This window comes from Pseudomonas defluvii (assembly GCF_001695625.1).
Lineage (GTDB): Bacteria > Pseudomonadota > Gammaproteobacteria > Pseudomonadales > Pseudomonadaceae > Aquipseudomonas > Aquipseudomonas defluvii.
In genome coordinates, this window is sequence record NZ_MBPN01000022.1 from 26,981 (window position 1) to 49,242 (window position 22,262).

The following is a 22,262-nucleotide window of genomic DNA, read 5'->3' on the forward strand; positions in this document are numbered from 1 at the left end:
CACGGACCCCAGGATTTATCCCACCCAGCAAGGAGCTGAACATGAAGACATTGATGCAGTGGCGTGACCTGCCTGCCGAGGCGGAGGAATGGATGGCGCGTATCGAGGCGGTACGGCCGCTGATCCTGCGGCATAGCGACTACGCCGAAGAACACGGTGAAACCCATCCCGAAGTCATGGCCGAGCTGTTCAAGCTGGGCTTTTCCCGTCTGTGCGTGAGCAAGGCCTTTGGTGGCCAGCAACTGGATATCCGCGTCATTTCGCAGATCGTACAGCGCCTGGCCGCGCTGGATGCCTCGGTCTCGTGGCAGGTCATGGTGCAGGTCGCCATGGGGCGCCTGGCCGACTACCTGCCTGAGCAGGCCGCGCAGGAAATCTACAGTTCCTGCCACGGCTTTGTGGTGGGCGCGATCCATTCGGGCGGCGAAGCCATCGCGGTCGAGGATGGCTACCGTGTGAGCGGCAAGTGGGGCTTTGCCAGCGGCTCGGCGCATGCTGACTGGCTGGTGTGCACTGCGACGCTCAAGCAGGAAGTCGCCGACGGTTCGCAACCCCAGGTTCGCATGTTCTTCGTGCCGCGCAACGAGTGCCGCATCATCAAGACCTGGGATGTGCTGGGCATGCGCGGCACCGGCAGCAACCACTTTGAGTGCAACAATGTTTGGGTTCCAGCCCATTACTGCGTCGACACCGAGGCGCTGAAGAAAGCACCGGCACCGCGTGATTCCCTGGCTTACAAGGTGGGCTACTACGACTTCGGCACCATCGCCGCGATGGGAACCGTGCTGGGCGTTGCCAAGGGCGCGCTGGAGTATTTTCGCGACGAGCGCACCGTGCCGGCCGACGAAGGCGTGGCCGCCCTGACCTGCGAGAAGACCGGCATCGTGCTGGCGCAACTGCACACCGCCCAGCTGTTGCTTGAGGACGCCATCAGCCACGCCCAACAGGCCGATGGCGATGGCCTGAACGTGCGGGTCGGGTTGGCTGGGTCGATGCTCAACGAGCATGCCGTCAACGCGGTCAACCAGCTCCATGGCCTGACCGGCTCCAAGGGGGTCTACAAGGCGTGTGCGCTGGAGCGCAGCCTGCGCGACATCCATGTCGGTTCCAAGCATTTTGTCCTGTCGCCGTTGAACCTGTTCGGCCTGGGCAAGCTGTATCTGGGCAAGGCGCAGACCAGCAAGATCTATTGATCGGGCGGCATCGGTCGTCCATCCGTGACAGTCAGTTCGTGCGGCTCCCGGTCAAACCGGTCGGGCCAGGGCTGATGCAGGTTGGAGTTTTTTAAATGTTGAATTTCCAGGCGGTCGCCGTAAGAGGCGACAGGGGGTAAGTCATGCGGGCGAAACACTATCTAGGGAAGGTAACGGCGTCGGTGGTCACGCTTGCTGTGCTGGGCGGCTTGACGCTGCGTTACATGGCTCACGGAGAGGAACCGGCGCCCGCCCCTGCACTGGTACCCGCGGCACTGGCTCTGGTCCGGCAAGTGCCGTACACCTATTACCAGGTCGCCATCGGCCAGATCGAGGCTCGCCAGCAGGTGCTGCTGTCGGCCGAGGTCAGTGGGCAGGTGGTGGCGCTGGCCTTCGACTCGGGCGACCGGGTCAAGGCGGGCAATGTGGTGGTCAGGCTCAACACTTCGCCGGAGGAGGGTGAGCTCACCCGTCTGCGTGGCGAGTTCGAGGCCGCCAAGACCCATTACGCACGGCTGCAGGCGCTGGCGCGCAATGGTGCCGAGAGCCAGCGGGCGCTGGACAGCGCACGGGCGCAGTTCGATGCGGCCAAGGGCAACCTGGAGAACATCCAGGCGCAGATCGCGCAGAAGACCATCCGGGCGCCATTCTCCGGCGAGCTGGGCATCCGCCAGGTTCACCTGGGCGACTACGTCCAGGCTGGCCGACCGTTGGCCACGCTCACCGACCTCAACGGGCTGCGGGTCAACTTCACCGTGTCCGAGCGTGACAGTGCCAGCATCGTCAAGGGGCAGGCCGTGGAAGTGGCGGTCGATGCCTGGGGCGGCATGACGTTCGAAGGCGTGGTCAGCGCCATCGATCCGCAGGTCAACAATTCCCATGTGATTCGTGTCCAGGCGCTGCTCAAAGACCATCAGGACAAGCTGCGCCCGGGCATGTACGCCAAGGTGAAGGTGCAACTGCCGGGCAAGGACGAGCTGGTCGTGCCGGAGACCGCGATCACCTACAACGCCTATGGCGAGAGCGTCTTCGTCACCTACGAGGAAAATGGCCAGAAGAAGGTGCGGCGCAAGAACATCAGCATCGGCGAGCGTCGCGATGGCTTGGCGGTGGTGCTCAAGGGGTTGCAGGCCGGTGAAGAGGTGGTGACGTCCGGGCAGATCAAACTGCAGGACGGCGTTGCCATTGAGCCCGTGACCGACACGGTGCGACTGAACGTCCAGCGCTGAGGAGCGATCATGCATTTCACTGATATTTTCCTGCGCCGCCCGGTGCTGGCGCTGGTGGTCAGCACGTTGATCCTGCTGTTCGGGATCATGGCTTTCAGCAAGCTTCCGGTGCGTCAGTACCCGATGCTGGAAACCTCTACCATCACTATCACTACCCAGTACCCCGGCGCCTCGTCGGAGCTGATGCAAGGCTTCGTGACGCAACCGATCAGCCAGGCCGTGGCCTCGGTCGAAGGCATCGACTACCTGTCGTCCACCTCTACCCAGGGAAAGAGCCTGGTGACCGTGCGCATGCAGCTCAACAGCAACTCGATCAATGCTCTGACTGAGGTGATGGCCAAGGTCAACCAGATCCGTTACAAGCTGCCTGAAGAAGCTTATGACCCGGTGATCGAGCGCACCTCGGGCGGCTTCACCAGTGTCGCCTACGTGGCGTTTTCCAGCGAGCAGCTGTCGATGCCCGAAGTGGCCGACTACATCTCGCGAGTGGTCGAGCCGATGTTCTCGGGGATCGATGGTGTCGCCAAGATCAACGTGCTGGGCGGGCAGACCCTGTCCATGCGCCTGTGGCTTGACCCGGACTTGCTGGCCGGCTACGGCATCACGGGCCAGGACGTGGCGGATGCGATCAAGGAAAACAACTTCCAGGCCGCGCCCGGCCAGGTCAAGGGCCTGTATGTGGTCAGCAACCTGCGGGTCAACACCGACCTGAGCAGCGTCGACGACTTCAAGGACATGGTCCTGCGCAACGACAACGGCAACATCATCCGGGTGCGCGACGTCGGTACCGTGGAGCTGAACGCCGCGTCGTTCGACACCAGCGGTGCGATGAGCGCGGTCCCGGCGATGTTCCTGGGCCTCGACGCGGCTCCCACCGGCAACCCACTGACCATCGTCAACGCGGTCAAGGCACTGATCCCCGAAATCGAGAAGACCCTGCCGCCAGGCGTCAAGGTGCAGATCCCGTTCGAGGTGGCGCATTTCATCCAGTCCTCCATCGACGAGGTGACCCATACCCTGGTCGAGGCACTGGTGATCGTGGTCCTGGTCATCTACCTGTGCCTGGGCACCTTCCGCACCGTGCTGATTCCCCTGGTGACCATTCCGCTGTCGATGCTGGGTGCAGCGGTGCTGATGCAGATGTTCGGTTTCAGCCTAAATCTGCTGACCTTGCTGGCGATGGTGTTGGCGATCGGCTTGGTGGTGGATGACGCCATCGTGGTGGTGGAGAACGTTCACCGTCACATCGAAGAAGGCAAGACACCGTTCGAGGCGGCCTTGCTCGGCGCCCGTGAGGTGGCCGGCCCGGTGGTGGCGATGACCTTCACCTTGGCGGCGGTGTATGCGCCTATTGGTCTGATGGGGGGGCTGACCGGGACGCTGTTCAAGGAGTTCGCGCTGACCCTGGCCGGCTCGGTGGTGGTATCAGGCATCGTCGCCCTCACGCTGTCGCCGATCATGAGCACCCGCCTGCTCGATGCCAAGTCGAGCGAAGGCTACATGGCGCGCAGGGCCGAGGCTTTCTTCAGTTGGCTGGCCGAGCGTTATGGCAAGTTGCTGGGCATGTCGTTGTCCATGCGCTGGATCAGCCTGGCCATCGCCCTGGTGATCTTCTTCAGCCTGCCAGTGCTGTACAAGTCGGCGCAGAGCGAACTGGCCCCGCTGGAAGATCAGAACATCCTGCTGACCGCGATCAAGGCGCCGCAGCATGCCAACATCAATTATGTCGAGGCGTTTTCCCAGAAGCTCCACGAGGTGTTCCAGGAATTCCCCGAAGGCTACAGCGACTGGGTGGCCAACGGTACCGACGGCTTGTCCAATAGTGTCGGCGGCATCAACCTGGTGGATTGGGACAAGCGCGAGCGCAGTGCCAATCAGATCCAGCCACTGCTACAGCAACGGGTGAGCCAGATCGAAGGCACCAGCATCTTCGTCTTCCAGATGCCGCCGCTGCCAGGTTCCACAGGTGGCCTGCCGGTACAGATGGTGGTGCGCAGCGACCAGGACTACCAATTACTGTTCGACGTAATGGACAAGCTCAAGGCCAGTGCTCGCAGTAGCGGCCTGTTCGCTGTGGTCGACAGCGACCTTGACTTCAACAACCCGGTGGTCGAGGTTCAGATCGACAGGGCCAAGGCCAATGCCATGGGTATCCGCATGAGCGACATCGGCAGGACGCTCAACAGCCTGATCGGCGAGAAGTACGTCAACCGGTTCGCCTACCATGGCCGTTCCTACGATGTGATTCCCCAGTCGGTGCCCCAGGACCGCCTGACCCCCGAGGCGCTCAATCGCTACTACGTCAAGGACCAGCATGGCAACCTGGTGCCGCTGTCGACCCTGGCTACCATCCAGGTCAAAGTCGAGCCGAACCTGCGTCCGCAGTTCAACCAGCAGAATGCCGCGACCTTCCAGGCCATCCCGATGCCAGGCGTGACCCTGGGCGACGCCGTGGCCTTCCTGAGCGAGCAGGCCAGGCAGTTCCCGGCTGGCTACACCTACGACTGGCAGTCCGATACCCGGCAATATGTGCAGGAGGGCAACACCTTGGTGCTGACCTTCGCCTTCGCCCTGGTCATCATCTACCTGGTGCTGGCAGTCCAGTACGAAAGCTTCATCGACCCGTTCATCATCCTGATCAGTGTGCCATTGTCGATCTGCGGGGCGCTGCTGCCGCTGGCGCTGGGCTACACCTCGCTGAACATCTACACGCAGATCGGCCTGATCACGCTCATAGGGCTGATCAGCAAGCACGGCATCCTAATGGTAGCGTTCGCCAACGAACTGCAGATGCAGCACGGCATGGGCAAGCTGGAGGCGATCCGGCATGCGGCCGAGGTGCGCCTGCGGCCAATCCTGATGACCACTGCGGCCATGGTGGTGGGGCTCGCACCGTTGATCTTCGCCACCGGCGCGGGTGCCAACAGCCGCTTCGGCTTGGGCCTTGTGATTGTCGTCGGCATGTTGATCGGCACCTTGTTCACGCTGTTCATCCTGCCGACGGTCTACAGCCTGTTGAGCACTGGCAGGCAGCCAAAGGTGCTGCCCGTCGCGGAGCACGACGGCCAGGTCATCGATGCCGCGGCGCGGGGATAATCCAATGTTGAAAATGACACGATGTGCACGGCCGCTGTCGCTGGCGGCCCTGGTGGTAATGGGTGGTTGCGTGAACTACGCCGGCATCGACCATCGTCAGACCCTGCTGACCCCCGAGGGAGCGCCTTCGGCGTCCCTGGCCGACGCGCGGCTGCCAGCCGCGCCCTGGCCGACCGACAATTGGTGGCAGCAGTATGCCGATGCCCAGCTCGACCGTCTGGTGGCCAAGGCCTGGGCGAGCAACCCCGGATTGCAGGAAGTGCGGGCGAGGGCGGACAAGGCCAACGCCTATCAGGAATACTACGACGCCGACCGTGCTCCACAGGTCGATGCCGCAGGTGGTGTTTCCCGCTCGCGGCTGTCGCGCAGTGAGGACTTCGCCGGACAGGGCAATCGCTATGTCAGTGTGCGCAGCCTGGGCGTGACCTTCGACTACGACCTTGACTTGTGGGGCGGCAAGCGCAGTGCCTGGGAGGCTTCGGTCAACCAGGCCCGGGCCGCGGAGGTCGAGCTGCAGTCGGCGCGCTTGCTGCTGGCCGCCAACGTGGTCAAGGCCTACAACCAACTGACCTATGCCTGGGACGTGGTCGACCTGAGTGAGCGTGATCTCAAGCGTTTGCGCAACCTGCAGAGCCTGACCGGTGACCGCTTCCATAACGGTTTGGACAACAAGTCCCAGCTGCAGCGGGTCGATGGCCTGGTGGCGCGCGCCGAGGCGAGCCTGCTGGGGGCGCGCAGCGATGTGGAAATTGCCCGCCTGCAGCTATCGGCCCTGCTCGGCGCGGGCGTTGACGGTGCCCGCGACATCGTCCGGCCCAAGCCGCTGAAAAGCACCGAGGCGGCGCTGCCGGAGAGCCTGCAGGCCGAACTGCTTGGGCGGCGTCCAGACATCGTCGCGGCCCGCTGGCGGGTTGAGGCCGAGTCTCGCACGGTGGCCTCGGTGAAGACCCGTTTCTATCCCAACATCAACCTGCGTGCCGCAGGCGGTATCCATGCCATGTCTGGCGACAGTTTCAACGACACCGTCAGCCGGTTCTGGAACATCACGCCAACCGTGACCGTGCCGTTGTTCGATGCCGGTCGCCTGCGTGCCGACCTCAAACAGAGCAACGCCGACCTGGACCTGGCGATTGCCCGCTACAACGCCACGTTGAACACGGCGTTGCACCAGGTCGCGACGTCGGTGACCGAACTGCAGGCCGTCAACCGGCAGATCGGCCTGCAGCGTACTGCGCGCGATACGGCCCAGTCTTCCTTCGACTTGGCTGTAGAGCGGTTTGAAGTCGGGGAAAACAACTTCCTCGATTCGCTCAATATCGAGGAGCAATTGATTGAGGACGAACTGCGTCTTGCCCTGTTGAGCAGCAAGCAGATTGACTTGGCAGTGGGCCTGGTGACGGCACTGGGCGGTGGTTACCAGCCCGAGTCAGTGAACGTTCAGTAGATGCCCGTCTTCCGGCGCCAGGGTTGCATTCTGGCGCCGGCTTTACACCTTGAAACAATCCCTTCATCCGCTCGCATGGTTTTCAACCCTTTGTTTTGCAAGGCTCAATGGGTTGCGCCTCAAGGGCCTCCGGTAGCACGTTTGCCGTGTCTGGTTCACGGAGCGCTGCAAAACTGGTGTATAGTCCTATATTGCTCGTACTAACAAACAGTCGCGATTCCAGATGCAGGCAGCCATAGGCTGACGGCCCGAGGTCAATGGGAGATTGCTTTCCCCCAAGGGCGCGACATGGAATCGTACCTGTTCAATACGAGGAAACCGCTGTGCCGACGCGCTTCCATGCTTCAGTACGCGGTGATCCTTGTAAGGTTATTGAGGTATCGCATGTACACTGCCAACCACCCCAGTATTGAACAGATCCGCCTGGAAAACGTCCTGACAGCACTTGGCAATCCGTTGCGCCTGACCGTGCTGAAGGTACTTTCCGATGGTGAGGAACACCCTTGTGGGCGCATTCTCAAGGGGGCATCGAAATCGACCATGACCCACCATTGGCGTGTCCTGCGTGACAGCGGTGTGATCTGGCAACGCCCTTATGGTCGCGAGAACCTGCTGTCGATTCGCCGCGAAGACCTGGAGAGCCGTTTCCCCGGGCTGTTGAGCTCTCTGCTCGAAGCCGTTGCGAATGACCCGCAGACCGTGCAGGTCATTCGCGACAACGAAGCACGTTTGGAGGAAGGCTGAGTCGCCTTCCTGGGCGCGCCCCTGGCTCAGATCGCCAGCTTGAGCGGCGCGCCTGTTTCCTGCAGCCGTTTCCAGAATCCAGGCACGAAGCATTCTGCAATCAGTAGAGGTTGGCCATCGCGCGTGAAGCGCGAACGGCGGGCCAGCAGGCCTACGCAAGGCTGGCCCAGTGACTGGGCCAGGCGCAGCAGTGGCGAATCGCCCTGCGGGCGCTGGCACTCGAAAGCACCTCGATGGATCGCTGTCGAGGTGTACAGCATGCTGCCCAGGGGTTGGTTGCCATAGCCCGCCAGCTCCGGCCAGGCCGGCAGGTCATTGTGCATGGGGGTCAGGCTGCGTGCGCAGACCATGACCTGGCCATCGACCTTCAATGCCACTTCGCGGATCCAGACCGGCAGGCCCGGGGCGATGCCCAGAGCCCGTGCTTCACCCTGTCCGGGAAGCGCGACCCGTTGCCCGGCCACTTCCAGGCCGAACTGACCCAGCGCCTTCAGGCGCAGGGTTAGTGACCCGGGGGCGAACAGCCAGTGATGCTGATCGTCGCAGAGGCCAGGCAGCGGCAGTGAAGTCCAGAAATCGTCCATAGCGCGTGTTCTCCGGAAAACTCAGGCGGCTGGCTGGCTGGCCACGGCGATCCGGTGATACGCGCGGTCGAAATAGATCAGACCTTCCGGGTACTGGGCACTGTCGATATTCAGTACCTGGCAGTAGAAGATGCTGTGGCTGCCCACGCTGTGGATTTCGTTGATCCGGCAGTCGAAGCACACCAGTGCCTCGTCCATCGTCGGTGCGCCACTCTGGCCGGTGGACCACTTGGTAGCGAGGAAACGCTGCTCCATGTCCAGGTGTTTATTGGCGAAAATACCCGACAGATGCTGATGGTCGCCGCGCAGCACGTTTACGCATAGCACGCCGTTTTCTTCGAAGCTGCTGCGCTGGCGTGACTGGCTGTTCATGCACACCAGAAGGGTAGGTGGAGTGTCGGTGACACTGCAGACCGCCGAGGCCGTGAAACCGTGCCTGCCACTGGGGCCGTCGGTGCTGATGATCGAGACGGCGCCGCCTAGTCGGGCCATGGCATTTCTGTAAGTGGCAACATCCATTGCTGAAACGCTCCATTATTGATTGAGTGTGGCAGTCCTTAGCGAAAAACCTTTAGCTATCATGCATGTACGCCATTGTCGATACTTTGTAAGCCAGGGTTGACGGACCCCTCTGGCGGACGCATATCATTGATTGTACGGATGTATTAGTACAATACAAATATTTTTGTAGCGCGGTCTATCTATTGCCTGTTAAACCCGCGTGGTATGAGGCGCGTGAGCCGCAGGTGGATGTGAATGACGCTTTAAAATCTCGGGCTGTGACTGCCCTGGTCGCGGTCCACCCGCTGTGAGAAGGGAGAAGTAGATATGAGTGGTCGTGGAAGACCCCGGGAATTTGACCGTCACCAGGCGCTGGTCAAAGCCATGCTGTTGTTTTGGGACAAGGGCTACGATGGGGCGTCGCTGAATGAGCTGATGGCCGCGATGAACATCAAGTCCCCCAGCCTCTATGCCGCCTTCGGCTCCAAGGAAGACCTGTTTCTGGAAGCGCTGGAGCTCTACTGGTCGACAGTTGGCGAGGAGATCTGGAGCGAGTTGTACAAATACGAGCGGGCACAGGACTCGATCCACGCCGTCCTGCTGGCAACCGCGAGAAGCCTGACCCGTGAGGACCGACCGCATGGTTGCTTTGTTACCCAGACCGATCTCAAGTCACCGTTGCCCAACCTCAGGGTCGGACTCAAGGTGCTGCGCTGCAAACCGTTCGAAATGCTGAAGAACCGCTTGCGTCTTGGTCAGGCCAGTCGGGAAATCAGTGAGCACGTCGATTGCGAGAGCGTGGCCAATTACTATGGTGTGGTCCAGCGCGGGATGGCGATGGTCGCACGCGATGGCTCGCCACGGGACACGCTGGAAAAAGTGGCGGGCCATGCCATGGGCACCTGGGACACCATCGTTCCGCATCACCTGGCGCACTGACGCCCACTCTCTAGCTGGCCTTTGGCCAGCTCTTGTGTTTATCCTCCCTCGATTCAGCCACTAGAGTGGCTGCTCTCGTCTTTGTCACGCCTGTGCATTTATGTGCAGGCTGCACGTTAAATTCTGCTTTTTTTCATACAATCGAAACATTTTCATGTGTTCTGGCCCCGCTTAAATTTTCTAACGACCAGCACAGAAAACGTGTTGCCTCGGCAATTTGTATGTACTAGGATGTGCGAACAGTACTAATCGACTAGTACATTATTTCCTTCGCAAGGCCGCTCAATTTCCCCCTGCTCAGCAGGGCGAGCCCCACCAAGGACTGGCAAGCAGGACGCTGGTAGAAGCACCGCTCAGGCGGCAGCAACGACAGTGTCCGAACACGCAAGGGAGTGTGTGATGCAGACAACATGGCTTGTCGAAATAGGAACGCGCGTCTCGCCCGACAGCTGTATCGGCGAAGCGACCTGGGTTCGCGCTGGCAACCAGTTGGAAGGGGTGACCCTCGGTCAAGGTTGCTTCGTCGGCTTCAACTGCCATCTCGAGCACCTGGAAGTGGCCGATCGCGGCATGCTGGCCACCGGTGTCGTCGCCCGTGGTACCCGTGAGCGTCCGATCAGTATCGGGCGGGGCGCCTGGGTTGGCGCCCGGGCCACCCTTGCGCCTGGTGTGCGTATTGGGGCCGGTGCGGTTGTGGCCGCTGGCGCTCTGGTCAACGAGGACGTCGAACAGGATTGCATCGTCGTAGGTCGCCCCGCACGGATCATTGCTCGTCGGCAGATCCGTGAGGATGGCTGGCCGGATCCTGCACCTGTGCTGCAGAAAGTGCTCAAGCGCCAGCGAGAAGGGTTGCCGTCTTTCCTCGACCCTGAATCCTGCGCGATGGACCGTGTGCGCCAGCTCAATCCGCAACTGGCCGCCTGGCGGATCGGGGAGGGTGCGCTGATCGATGCCGAGCTTCGCGGTGGCCCCTTGGTGCAGGTCGGTGCGGACTGCGTGCTGATCGGGCGCAGTACCCGACTTGGCGGAATGCACGAGCTTGGCGGCATCACCCTTGGCGAGCAGGTCGTGCTCGGGCGCGGGGTGGTCATCGAAGGCGCTGGCGGTGTCAGCATCGGCGCGCACAGCTGTCTCGGCGACCATGTCACCCTGGTTTCCTCGTCCCATGATCACGGTTTTCGGTCGCTGCCCTGGAAGGCTGCGCCGATCCGCATTGGCAAGCGTTGCCACATCGGTGCCGGCGCGCTGATCGTCGGTCCCGTTGCTCTGGGCGACGACGTGAGGGTCGAACCCTACGCCGTCGTCATCCGCGATGTACCCGCAAAATCCGTAGTCAAAGGCATCATTCAACTCAAGGAGGAAGTCGCATGATTCTGTTCGCCCCCGCTCCCACGGGATCTGGTCACAACATGCGTGTGCTGTCGATCGGTCGTGCCCTGCGCGAGCGCAATCCTGGTATCGAACTGACGGTCGCCCTGGCCTCGCTGCAGGATGTGTTCACCCCGATGTTCGAAAGCTCCGGCATCGATGTGATTGATGTGGCCGGGCAACTGATGGACTATTCAAAAAAGAGCAATCTGTCGCGCCAGCTCGACTGGGGCAGCTACATTGCCGGCTATATTTCCAACACCTTCCTGTCCAGCGAACGCATGCTTGCTTACCTGGCGATCATCGAGGAACACAAGCCACGCGTGGTGATCTCCGACTTCAACATGGCAGCCTGCCTCGCGGCGATTTTCAGTCGCACGCCCCTGGTGTTCGTCACCGAGCGGTATGACTTCACCCTCTGTCAATTGACCGACCAGGACCTGAGCGAAGGTGGTTTCGAGCTCAATACCGAAGACCTCAAGCGTGCGCGCAAGGCCCTGCACAAGCAGTTCTCGTGGATGATCGAACAAAGTCAGCTGGTGCTGACCGACAAACCGTACATCCCGGAGATGGACAACGGTACGCCGGTGGCCAGCGCACTGAAGGAAGGCAAGGCACACTTCGTCGGACCAATGATCCGCGACTTCAGCCAGACCAACGCCTCAACCGTGCGGGCTGACCTCGGCCTGGGCGACGGACCATTCATTGTCGCCTCCATCAGTGGTACCACCATGTTCGCCGAGAGCAAGCAGAGCCTGCTCAATGCTTACCTGGAGGCGTTCGAGAAACTGCGCACCGAGCGTCCCGAACTGAAGATGGTACTGCTCGGGCGCCAGGACATCGCGCCACGGGAGGGTGTCATCAGCGTGCCTTATTACCCGGACTGGATGGGCCTGCTGCGCGAGGCCAGCCTGTTGGTGTCGGCGCCAGGTTGGATCACTGTCACCGAGATCGCGGCATTGAACATTCCGACCCTGTTCGTGCTGCCGTCGAAATCCGAGTACCACGAAGCCGAAGCGCTCGAGCGCCTTGCACGCCTTGGCTTCCCGACCTATCTCGGTTGCCAGGCCGCGACCATCGCCGAGTTGATCGATGCCGAGCTGGACAAGGACACAGGTATCCCCAGCTACTTCGGCGCGCACCAGCGTGTGGCCTCGCCTGACGGGCTCGGCGCCCAGCGTGCGGCCAGCCGGATCCTCAGCCTGGCGCAGTAAGCGTGAACATCCACAGTATTTTCAGGGAGGGTGCCATGCACAGCACCTCATTTACCTTCTTGACCGACGCCTTGATGGACCGTGAAGTGGGTGGCTTTCTCGCCATCACCGATGCGGCTGGCGCGTTGCGCATCAGCAGTGACAAACGTCTGGAAGATCAGGTGGCAGCAACCTTGTTCTTCACCCATCATGGCGACGAGCAGCAGGCCGAGTTCGCCTTGGCCGGGCTGCTGGCGCTGCACGACGGCGAACAGGAGGGGTTTACCGAGCTGGCCGACCGGCACTGGAACGCGCACGGGTCCGGTCGCTGTCGGACCCTGGCGCTGCAGTTCGACGCCCTGCGCGCGTTGCTCGAGTTCCGCCGCCAGCGGCGTGACGATGCCCGACTGCAGGGGGTGACCAAGGGTGTTCTGCAGCGCTTGGAGCAGGTGTACGACAGTCGCCTGTTTGGCGGCGTGCTCAGCAGCGACTGGACGACAGTCGTCGACGGTCCTATGCCGTTGGAGCTGGACATCGCCGCGCTGAACCTTCTGTGCAGCCTGTGCACCTGCAAGGGCGACAACCCCTTGCCCGCGCACCTGCAGCAGCATGTGTGGAAGCTCGAGGACGAAGTGCGTGCAGAGCTCGACGGGCTGGGCGCCGGCCCGCTACGCCAGACCGCCAGCCGTGCCCGTGCCGTATCGGCACTGGCGCGCTGGGCCCGGGCCAACAGCCACCAGGAAATGCTGCAACTGGCGCGCAAGCTGCTCGACGACACCCTCGAGCGCCTGCATGACAGCGCCTACGGCGGTTACTGGGACCGTCTGCGCTACGACCAGCGCGTCGGCGCCGACTGGCTGACTTCGTTCAAGCGCAATGAGTCGCCGTTCCCGATCAAGACCAGCTTGGACGTGGCCTTGCTGCTCGAGGCCCTGGAACTGGCGCAGCCGCGCGAGACCAGCGTGCATCGTGAGCAACTGCTCAAGGCGCTGGCCGACTTCCATGACAGCCGCCATGGTGGGTTCTTCCTCGGCAAGGGGTATTTCTGGTCGACGCCGGTCGATCCGACCGTGCCGTTCATTCGCCAGTTCTGGGCACCGCCCCGACAGCTGGGTGTGTTCCATATTGGCAATCTTTCATACCTGCCGCTGCATATCAAAAGCCTTGAAGGGCAGTTGGCCTGCCTGGGCGCACTGCGGGCGCATGGCGCAGTCCTGCCGCAAGCATCGGCGCCGACGAAGGTCGACGGCAGCATCCTGCGCGTAGTGAACAACCGCGGCCGGCTGGAACAGCCTCACCTTGGACAATCGCCAGCGCTGGATGTCGATCTGCCGGCCTATTTCGCCTGGCTTAGCCAGGCGCGTGCATCCTTGGCAGTGCCATATGGCCTGACCGCGGAAATGGCGCCCCAAGGTTTTCGCGCCGACCGTTGCTGGCAAGTGTTCTCAGCGCTGCATGTGATCTCAGACCTGTATGCCCTCAAGGCGGACATCGACGACACCGCCAGCCTGGTTGCCTGCATCCAGGGTTCGCAGAACGTGGATGGCGGGTTTTCCGAGCAGCCTGGCCAGCTCAGCGATGTTTTCGCCACTTACTGCGCAGTGATTTCCCTGCGCCTGCTGGGTAGCGAACCGCGTGCGGTGCAAGCCTGCGTGGCCTACCTGCACCAATGTCAGCAGGCCGATGGCGGCTTTGGCAACGTACCGGGCTACCAGTCGGACATCTGGCACAGCAATCTGGCAGCGCTGTCGCTACATGTGCTGGGGGCGCAGGCGAGCGAGCCGCAGGCGCTGCTGGATTTCATCCTGGCGTGCCGTCACGCCGACGGTGGCTTCGCCAACCGTCCGGGTAACCCGCCGGATACCTTCTCCACCTACCGGGCCCTGTCGCTGCTGCATGCGCTGGACCGCGAGCTGGTCGACCCTTCCGCCACCGTGTCCTGGCTGCAAGGGCTGCAACAACCGCAAGGGGCGTTCCTCTATCGCCCGGGCAAGGCGGTCAGCCTGGTCGGCAGTTACATGGCCGTTGCCGCCCTGTACCTGCTCGATGCCCACCCGCGCGACGTGCTGGGCGTCCAAGCCTGGATCGCCCAGCACCAGAAGCAGGACGGCGGTTTTGGCCCGCTGAACACTACGTCGGCGACCACCGACGAAAGCTTCACCTGCATCCAGTCGCTGCTGATCCTCAAAGGGGCGCTCAGCAAGTACTGGGTCGCCCTGGTCAACTGAACCCACTGAACGGACGCGTCACATTCATTACAGGAGTACTTGCGTGAACATCTTGATTACCGGCGGTGCGGGCTTCATCGGCTCGGCTGTGGTCCGTCATCTGATCGAACAGACCGATTGCCAGGTGGCCAACGTCGATGCCCTGACCTATGCCGGCAACCTCGAGTCGCTGACGAGCGTCTGCGATTCCGAACGCTATCGCTTCTACCAGGCCGACATTTGCGACAAGGCCCGGTTGAAGCAGATTTTCAGCGAGTTCCAGCCTCAGGCGGTGATGCACCTGGCGGCTGAATCCCACGTCGACCGCTCCATCGAGGGGCCGGATGCGTTCGTGCGGACCAACGTGCTGGGGACCGCGACCCTGCTGGAAGTCGCTCGGGCCTATTGGAACGGCCTGGGGCCAGAGGCCCGCGCAGCGTTTCGCTTCCACCATGTTTCCACTGACGAAGTGTTCGGCGATCTGGAAGGGACCGACGACTACTTCACCGAGGACACGCCCTATGCGCCCAGCTCGCCATATTCGGCGAGCAAAGCCGGCAGCGATCACCTGGTCCGTGCCTGGGGGCGCACCTATGGCCTGCCGGTGCTGGTGACCAACTGCTCGAACAACTATGGCCCCTGCCATTTCCCGGAGAAGCTCATCCCGCATGTCATCCTCAACGCGCTGCATGGCAAGCCGCTTCCGGTCTACGGCAACGGGTCACAGGTCCGCGACTGGCTACATGTCGAGGACCATGCCCGTGCCCTTTACACTGTACTGACCCGTGGTGCGGTGGGGCAGACCTACAACATCGGTGGCCACAACGAGCGACGCAACCTCGAGGTGGTACAGGGCATTTGCGCCCTGCTCGAGGAGTTGCAGCCGAACAAGCCGGAAGGCGTGAGGGCCTACAGCGACCTGATCGAGTTCGTCAGCGATCGTCCGGGGCATGACCAGCGTTACGCGATCGACGCCGGCAAGATCGCCGACGAGCTGGGTTGGACTCCGCAGGAAACCTTCGAGACCGGCCTGCGCAAGACCGTGCAGTGGTACCTGGACAACCGCGGCTGGTGGCAGCGCGTGCTCAACGGCGCCTACCGCCTGGAACGCCTGGGTAACGCCGCCTGATCCTTACACCTTCATTCATGTTTCAAGGGAGCTGTTTCATGAACAAGACCAAGTACAAAGGCATCCTGCTGGCCGGTGGTTCGGGCACCCGCCTGCACCCGATCACCCTGGGGGTGTCCAAGCAATCCCTGCCGATCTACGACAAGCCGATGATCTACTATCCACTGTCGGTCCTGATGCTGGCAGGTATCAGTGAAATCCTGGTGATCTCCACGCCGACCGACCTGCCGGGCTTCCAGCGCATGCTGGGCGATGGCAGCCAGTTTGGCATCAAGCTCAGCTATGCCGAGCAACACAGCCCGGACGGGCTGGCCCAGGCGTTCATCATCGGTAAGGAGTTCGTTGGCGACGACAACGTCTGCCTGGTGCTGGGAGACAACATCTTCTACGGCACCCAGTTCAGCGAGACTCTACGGCAGGTCACCAGCCGCGTCAGCGGCGCCACGGTGTTCGGCTACTATGTGGCCGAGCCGCAGCACTTCGGAGTGGTTGAATTCGATGCGCAAGGCAAGGCGGTCAGCATCGAGGAAAAGCCCACGGCGCCGAAGTCCAACTACGCGGTGACCGGCCTGTACTTCTACGACAACCAGGTGCTCGATATCGCCGCCCAGGTGAAGCCATCGGCCCGTGGCGAGCTGGAGATCACCGATATCAACAACGCCTATCTGGAGCGCGGCACACTGAACGTCAACGTCCTGGGGCGTGGCTTCGCCTGGCTCGACACGGGAACCCATGACTCGCTGCTCGAGGCTGGCAACTTCGTTCAGGCCATAGAGAGCCGTCAGGGCCTGAAGGTGGCCTGCCTGGAGGAGATCGCGTTCCAGAACGGTTGGATCAACCAGGCCCAGTTGCTCGCGCGCGCCTCGGCGCTGAAGAAGACCAGCTACGGGCAATACTTGGCGTCCATTGCCGCGGCGGCCGATGACGGTGTGCTTAAGGCGTTGATCGCCTGATACCGCTCGTCAACGCTGACGGGGCGCCGCGAATGAGAGACCACAACAGGATGGGCGCCCCTATGCATGTCAGTTCCTGATGGACGCGTTAGGCAGCCATCAGTAGCGTTTTGATTGCACCTGCAGTAGCCTCTGGCCACGGTTGCATAAGGCACCGTTGGCCAGGGTGCCAGCTTCTGCGAAAGGGATTATTCCGCGTGTCTGCTTCTTCTGTTCCTGATCCACGCGATAGCGTGGGCGCTACCTCCTGGCTGTCCACCTGGACCGCTCCGGCTCAACCTGTCTGGGGGGCCGAATTGCCATTTCCCACCCAGCTTCCCGCACTGATCGGTCCCTGTACTGTGCGCCAACCCATGCGTATCAGCAAAGGGGGCAAGGCGGTGCGCCTGCTGTTCTCCAACGAGTATGGCTACGCGCCACTGCGCCTTGGATGTTGCCGGCTGGCTTTGCGTGAGCAAGGTCAGGCCCGCGTCTGGAGCGATGTCACCTTCGCCGGTCGGCCCCAGGCGACCCTGGCCCCCGGCCAGCGTCTGCGTAGCGATCCCCTCATGATGGACATTCCGGACCTTGCCGACCTGGAGGTGGCCCTGCATTTGCCCGAGGCTTTCGAGATCGGAACGTTTCACTGGGATGCGCGCCAGACGGGCAGCCTTGAGCCTGGCGATCGCATGGGCAACGACAGTGCATTGCCCGACGCCCAGCCGTTGAATGTGCGGGTATTGGTTCATGCCATCGAGGTCCAGGCCGAAGGCGCGGTCCTGGTGGCAATCGGTGATTCGCTGGTCAATGGCCATGGCCTGGAAAAGAACACCCATGGCTGCTGGGCGGACCTGTTGGCCCGCCACTTGGCGCCATGGGGAATTGCCTTGGTCAATGCCGGGCAATCGGGTGGCCGCCTGCTGTGTGACAAGATCGGCATCAGCGTGCTAAATCGGTTCGAGCGGGATGTGTTGCAGCAGCCCGGCATTGCGCTGGCGATCCTCCAGGTAGGCTTGAACGACCTCGGCTGGGCCGACTCGGTGGTCGATCCTGGGGCGCCGCTGCCGAGCTACGAAGCTCTGACCGCCGGTTATGCCTCGTTGGTCGAGGCTGCCCATGAGCGGGGCGTCCAGGTATTGGGCATGACGCTCACCCCGTTCGAAGGGGCATTCGCCGGCACGCCCTTCATGGCGTTTTATCAACCGGCGAAGGAGTGCCTGCGCCAGCGTCTGAATCGCTGGATCCGCGAGGCCGGTTGCTTCGACGCCGTGTTGGATATCGACGCACTGCTGCGTGATCCGCAGGAACCGCAACGGTTGTCGGCCTTGCATGATTCGGGCGACCATTTGCATCCCGGGCCTGAAGGCAGCCAGGCGATCGTGCAGTGGTTGCTGGAGCAGCCGATACTGGCTGGTCTCATGGCGCGGCAGACGAGCCAGCATGGTGAATTTGAACGGGCGGATGCACGGCCGACCTATGAATAAGGCCCCACAGGTTTGTCGCAAGCGTCAAAGGCTATCCGGATCCCCAAAAAACATCTGAATCCGCGAACGCAGCCAGCGTTCACCCGGGTCGTTGTCCTGAGCGCCGCGCCAGGCCATGTGCAGTTCAAAGCTGCGGACGTCGATCGGCAGTTCTTCGGCGCGCAAGCCGCCTGCAGCGGTCAGCACTTCGGCGGTGTAGTCGGGCACGATGGCCAGGATGTCGGTGCCGGTCAGCAGGCTACCCAGGCCATTGAACTGTGGCACGGCCAGTACGACATGGCGCTTGCGGTCGAGTTTGGCGAGTTCTTCGTCGATAAAGCCACTCAGGTCACCGGCGAACGACACCAGCGCATGGGGGCGGCAGCAGAAGTCGTCCAGGCTGAGGCTGCCCGGCATGCTGTCGGCCCGCAGCAGCTTGGGTTTGCTGCGCCGCAGTACCTTGCGCTTGGCATTTGCCGGCAGGTCACTGGTGTAACTCACACCCACCGAGATCTCGCCCGAGGCGAGCAAGGCCGGCATCAGAATGTAGTTCACCCGCCGCACGACCAGCACGATACCCGGGGCTTCGGCGCGAATGCGTTTGAGCAGTTGCGGCAGCAGGGCAAACTCGGCGTCGTCGGAGAGGCCGATGCGAAAGACCGCCGTGCTGGTGGCTGGGTCAAAGTGGGCCGCACGGCTGACGGCAGTGGAGATGGAGTCCAGCGCGGGGGAGAGCAGGGCGAAGATCTCTACCGCACGCGCCGATGGCTCCATGCTGCGGCCGGTGCGGACGAACAGCGGATCGTCGAACAGCGTGCGCAGGCGCGACAGTGCGGCACTGATGGCCGGCTGGCCGAGGAACAGTTTCTCCGCTGCACGGGTCACGCTGCGTTCATGCATCAGGGTTTCGAAGACGATCAGCAGGTTCAGGTCGACGCGGCGCAGGTCGTTACGGTTCATCGCTTTGCTTCACTGGATGGGGCAGGGGTGAATCTTAAGGGGAAAGGCTGCTACCCTGCACCGAATAAATTGAACGTATGCCAGTACCTTCAATCAATGACAGGCATGTCGACTATTAATAGCCACGGATGGCCTAACCAGGAAAGCCCCGATAGAGTTCAGGGTATTAGCGATTCACTTGGCGAGGTTTGCGATGTCCCGCATGATCCGTTTCCACAAGTTCGGTCCGGCCGAGGTGCTCAAATGCGAAGAGCAGGCAGCGCCGACCCCGGCTGCCGGCGAGGTGCAGATTCGCGTCCAGGCGATCGGCGTCAGTTGGTACGACGTGCTCTGGCGGCAGAACCTCGCCTCGTCTCCGGTTCGCCTGCCTGCCGGCATCGGGCATGAGATGGCTGGCGTGGTCATGGCCGTGGGTGAGGGTGTCGATGACCTCGCCGTTGGTGATAAGGTCGCCAGCTTTCCGGCCAGCAGCGCCAATACGCACCCGGTGTACGGTGAAGTCATTGTGTTGCCGCGAGACGCCTTGACGCGCTACCCCGATGTCCTCAGCCCTGTCGAGGCCAGTGTTCATTACACGCCCTTGCTGATTGCCTATTTCGCCTATGTCGACCTGGCCAGGGCCAAGGCCGGGCAGACGGCACTGGTGACCGATGCCAGCCACTGTGCCGGGCCTGCCTTCGTGCAACTGGGCAAGGCGCTGGGCATTCGGGTCATCGCTGCCACCAAGCAGGCGAGTGAGCGTGACTACCTGCTCGGTTTGGGTGCCGAGAAGGTGATCGTCACTGAAGAACAGGACCTGCTCATGCAGATCAACAAGTACACCGAAAACCGTGGCGTTGACATGGTGCTCGATGGGCTCGGCGGGCCGCAGATGTCGTTGCTGGGCGATGTCCTCGCACCGCGTGGCAGCCTGGTGCTGTACGGCTTGCAGGGCGGTAACCAGACGCCGTTCCCGGCGTGTGCGGCCTTCCAGAAGAACATTCAGTTTTTCGTTCACTGCATTGGCAACTTCACCGGCAAGCCGGAACTGGGCATTGTGCAGGACCATGTGGCATTGCAGCGTGCACTACGTGACATCAACCAGTTCACCGCCGACCACTTGCTGACACCCCAGATCAGCAAGGTCTATCCGTTCGAGGCGTTTGTCGCCGCGCATCGGCATATGGATGAGTGCCCGAGTGGCGGGCGGATTGTGCTGGAGCTTGCTCCGCACTGACGGCTTGGGCCTGTTGGGCCGCAGTCGTTTGATTTAATGACAGGCTAGGCCTTACGGTTGCGGTTCGTAAGGTCCTGGCGGGGCATCGATAGCGCGAACACTGCTTTCGATCTGCTCTGCCAGGTAATACACCCCGGCCATTACACCCGTGGCGCGGTTTTCCAGCAGTGTTGCCCATTCTTCGTCCAGGGCGACGTTCAATATGACCCTGAGCTGCTCGACCATCTCTGGTCGCTCGCTGTCATGCATCAGTGCGCCAACGCCCGTGACTACCAGTGAAATCATCATTCCGGCAACCCGGCCCACGGCGGCCGCCGTTGCGCTCGCCGCACCACGCACGGGCAGGGTGGACTCCAGTTTTTCGCTGGTGCGTTGCGCAACCGAAGACAACACCGCATCTGCCTGGTCTGCTCCAGTTGCACCCGCAGCCGTGCGCACCTGCGTTACCAGTGCCGCATACGCCGGCAGTTTGCTGACTGGGTTGGTGTAGACCAACTGGTAAAGCGATGCGTTGAGGGTAGGGGGTGGCCCCAGGCTGATCGCAGGGATACGGCTGAGCCGCAGGTTGAATTGGTCGGGCGGTAAACGATAGCGCTGCACGATACCCTGAAGTTGCGGACCGAGCAGTTGGGCGTACAGCGCGATGGCTTGTTGCATGACCGCATCGGGATCAATCTCCTTGGCGACCGGCTCCAACACCCGTTCGTGGTATTGCTCTTGAAGGTATGCAGCCAGGCGCTTTTCGCCGGGTTCAGTGTCATTGCCGGCGTTCATTTTGTACCAGGCAACCTTGATGGTCAGCCATTGCTGGGTCCAGTAGCTGGTGAACCAGGGAATGAAGTCGGCTTCGGTCTGCTGGTAGACGCGGTCCCGCCAGGCTTTCATCGAGCGGCGTGCGTAGTCTTTGACCGACTCTGTGACTGCCTGCGAAGCACTGACGATTTCCCAGTCCACCTGCTGCCAGGTGGATTCAGGTATCACCACAGGCGCTTGCGTTTCGGGTGCCGGCGCTTTTGAGGCGCAGCCAGGCATACCCGCCAGGAGCGCAATGATCAGGGCCACGGTCAGGGAACGTCGATTCAAGACCGCAGTCCCCCAGATGAGGTTCGACAATGGGTGGGTTCTGCTGTGCCTGCCCCCCCCCCCCCGCCAGTACGCTACCTGTTAAGTATAGGTGGCGAACCGGTCGTTCAGCGCCCGTGCGGTACAACGCTTTCTATTGTGTGCAAGCCGCTGTCCAGTGGCTAACAGAGTTGCATAAAGGCTGTTGCGCGAACAACAGCAGCGGTGTTCTTCCTGGAAAAATATTCAATAAAAACAATTGGATACGATTGGCACAAAAGCTGCTGATAGTCCTGCAGCCTGTCCGCCGGACATACCGAAACAGTGCCTTAGCCGGTGCGGTGTTTAGCCCGCACCCAGGTCCAATCGAAATCGACAAGGAAGAACCGCATGTCAATACACTGGCTTCGCCATGCCGCCCTGGGTGGGCTGCTGCTGGCGGCGAATGGCCTCGCTCTGGCGGCAGACAGCCCTTGGCAAGTGCGCCTGGGCGTCAGCAATATCGTCCCAACCTCCGAATCTGGCAGCATTCAGCCTGGCACGGTCGATATCGACAGTGATGCCGGCCCGACCTTCAACCTGGCGTACTTCCTGACACCAAACCTTGCCATCGACGTACTGGGCGGTCTGCCGTTCAAACACGACATCAAACTGAACGGCAGCAAGGTTGGCAGCACCAAGCAATTGCCGCCGATTGTCTCGCTGCAGTGGCACTTCGCCCCCGACGCCCGTGTGCGGCCCTTTGTCGGTGTCGGCCTGAATTACACCTATTTCTACGACGAGCATCTGGATAACGGCGCCAAGCTGGAGCTTTCCGACTCTTGGGGAGCCGCCTTCCAGGCGGGGCTCGATATTGCCATTGATGACCACTGGAGCCTCGGCGGCGATGTGCGCTACGCGAAAATCGACAGCACCGTGAAGATCGACGGCCAGAAGGTCGGCAGCGTCGATGTCGACCCGACGGTGTACAGCCTCAACCTTGCCTATCGTTTTTGAAGGAAA

Annotated in this window: 18 protein-coding genes; 14 read left to right on the forward strand and 4 right to left on the reverse strand. The window is 61.9% G+C overall.

The features are described from left to right. Window positions 1–41 precede the first annotated feature (41 nt). From EKA13_RS08610 to EKA13_RS08630, 5 genes are all read left to right on the forward strand, one after another. On the forward strand, window positions 42–1,193 hold the full coding sequence (locus EKA13_RS08610) for an acyl-CoA dehydrogenase family protein (protein WP_065758974.1): 1,152 nt from the start codon (window positions 42–44) through the stop codon (window positions 1,191–1,193). 143 nt (window positions 1,194–1,336) lie between these two features. Continuing rightward, entirely contained in the window at window positions 1,337–2,422 is a 1,086-nt protein-coding gene (locus EKA13_RS08615; RefSeq protein WP_065758975.1) for an efflux RND transporter periplasmic adaptor subunit, read from the forward strand. A 9-nt stretch (window positions 2,423–2,431) separates the two neighbouring features. Beyond that, window positions 2,432–5,518, forward strand: coding sequence for a MexW/MexI family multidrug efflux RND transporter permease subunit (locus EKA13_RS08620; RefSeq protein ID WP_065758976.1), 3,087 nt, complete (start codon window positions 2,432–2,434; stop codon window positions 5,516–5,518). A gap of 4 nt (window positions 5,519–5,522) precedes the next feature. Then, window positions 5,523–6,962: an efflux transporter outer membrane subunit gene (locus EKA13_RS08625; protein WP_065758977.1), complete on the forward strand. Its 1,440-nt coding sequence runs from the start codon at window positions 5,523–5,525 to the stop codon at window positions 6,960–6,962. Between the two features lie 384 nt (window positions 6,963–7,346). Continuing rightward, the gene (locus EKA13_RS08630; protein ID WP_065758978.1) at window positions 7,347–7,706 is read left to right on the forward strand and encodes an ArsR/SmtB family transcription factor; all 360 of its coding nucleotides are present in this window, start codon (window positions 7,347–7,349) and stop codon (window positions 7,704–7,706) included. Window positions 7,707–7,732: 26 nt separating this feature from the next. Here the strand turns inward: EKA13_RS08630 and EKA13_RS08635 are convergent, their stop codons facing one another. Next, complete coding sequence (locus EKA13_RS08635; RefSeq protein WP_065758979.1) at window positions 7,733–8,290, reverse strand: chorismate--pyruvate lyase family protein; 558 nt, start codon at window positions 8,288–8,290, stop codon at window positions 7,733–7,735. A gap of 21 nt (window positions 8,291–8,311) precedes the next feature. Next, complete coding sequence (locus EKA13_RS08640; protein ID WP_065758980.1) at window positions 8,312–8,809, reverse strand: flavin reductase; 498 nt, start codon at window positions 8,807–8,809, stop codon at window positions 8,312–8,314. Window positions 8,810–9,118: 309 nt separating this feature from the next. Between EKA13_RS08640 and EKA13_RS08645 the strand changes: the two genes are divergently transcribed. From EKA13_RS08645 to EKA13_RS08675, 7 genes are all read left to right on the forward strand, one after another. After that, complete coding sequence (locus EKA13_RS08645; RefSeq protein ID WP_065758981.1) at window positions 9,119–9,730, forward strand: TetR/AcrR family transcriptional regulator; 612 nt, start codon at window positions 9,119–9,121, stop codon at window positions 9,728–9,730. 399 nt (window positions 9,731–10,129) lie between these two features. Then, window positions 10,130–11,101, forward strand: coding sequence for an acyltransferase (locus EKA13_RS08650; protein WP_065758982.1), 972 nt, complete (start codon window positions 10,130–10,132; stop codon window positions 11,099–11,101). Further along, window positions 11,098–12,312 (forward strand): hypothetical protein, encoded by a 1,215-nt coding sequence (locus EKA13_RS08655; RefSeq protein ID WP_065758983.1) that lies wholly within the window; start codon window positions 11,098–11,100, stop codon window positions 12,310–12,312. The genes EKA13_RS08650 and EKA13_RS08655 overlap by 4 nt, the downstream gene beginning before the upstream one ends. 35 nt (window positions 12,313–12,347) lie before the next feature. Continuing rightward, window positions 12,348–14,519 carry a prenyltransferase/squalene oxidase repeat-containing protein gene (locus EKA13_RS08660; protein ID WP_065758984.1) on the forward strand — a complete coding sequence of 724 codons (2,172 nt, stop codon included), beginning with the start codon at window positions 12,348–12,350 and terminating at the stop codon, window positions 14,517–14,519. A gap of 43 nt (window positions 14,520–14,562) precedes the next feature. Beyond that, the gene (gene rfbB / locus EKA13_RS08665; RefSeq protein ID WP_065758985.1) at window positions 14,563–15,627 is read left to right on the forward strand and encodes a dTDP-glucose 4,6-dehydratase; all 1,065 of its coding nucleotides are present in this window, start codon (window positions 14,563–14,565) and stop codon (window positions 15,625–15,627) included. A 38-nt stretch (window positions 15,628–15,665) separates the two neighbouring features. Continuing rightward, on the forward strand, window positions 15,666–16,580 hold the full coding sequence (gene rfbA / locus EKA13_RS08670) for a glucose-1-phosphate thymidylyltransferase RfbA (RefSeq protein WP_065758986.1): 915 nt from the start codon (window positions 15,666–15,668) through the stop codon (window positions 16,578–16,580). A gap of 197 nt (window positions 16,581–16,777) precedes the next feature. After that, a complete protein-coding gene (locus tag EKA13_RS08675; protein ID WP_125862921.1) occupies window positions 16,778–18,043 on the forward strand; it encodes an SGNH/GDSL hydrolase family protein in 1,266 nt (421 codons plus the stop codon). A 24-nt stretch (window positions 18,044–18,067) separates the two neighbouring features. Here EKA13_RS08675 and EKA13_RS08680 read toward each other — a convergent pair whose 3' ends face one another. After that, window positions 18,068–18,982: a LysR family transcriptional regulator gene (locus EKA13_RS08680; protein ID WP_065758988.1), complete on the reverse strand. Its 915-nt coding sequence runs from the start codon at window positions 18,980–18,982 to the stop codon at window positions 18,068–18,070. Between the two features lie 193 nt (window positions 18,983–19,175). On the opposite strand from EKA13_RS08680, the gene EKA13_RS08685 reads away from it, so the two are divergent. After that, window positions 19,176–20,198, forward strand: coding sequence for a zinc-dependent alcohol dehydrogenase family protein (locus EKA13_RS08685; RefSeq protein WP_065758989.1), 1,023 nt, complete (start codon window positions 19,176–19,178; stop codon window positions 20,196–20,198). A gap of 51 nt (window positions 20,199–20,249) precedes the next feature. Here the strand turns inward: EKA13_RS08685 and EKA13_RS08690 are convergent, their stop codons facing one another. Then, entirely contained in the window at window positions 20,250–21,230 is a 981-nt protein-coding gene (locus EKA13_RS08690) for a hypothetical protein (protein ID WP_065758999.1), read from the reverse strand. 420 nt (window positions 21,231–21,650) lie between these two features. On the opposite strand from EKA13_RS08690, the gene EKA13_RS08695 reads away from it, so the two are divergent. Then, on the forward strand, window positions 21,651–22,256 hold the full coding sequence (locus tag EKA13_RS08695; protein WP_065758990.1) for an OmpW/AlkL family protein: 606 nt from the start codon (window positions 21,651–21,653) through the stop codon (window positions 22,254–22,256). Window positions 22,257–22,262: the final 6 nt, after the last annotated feature.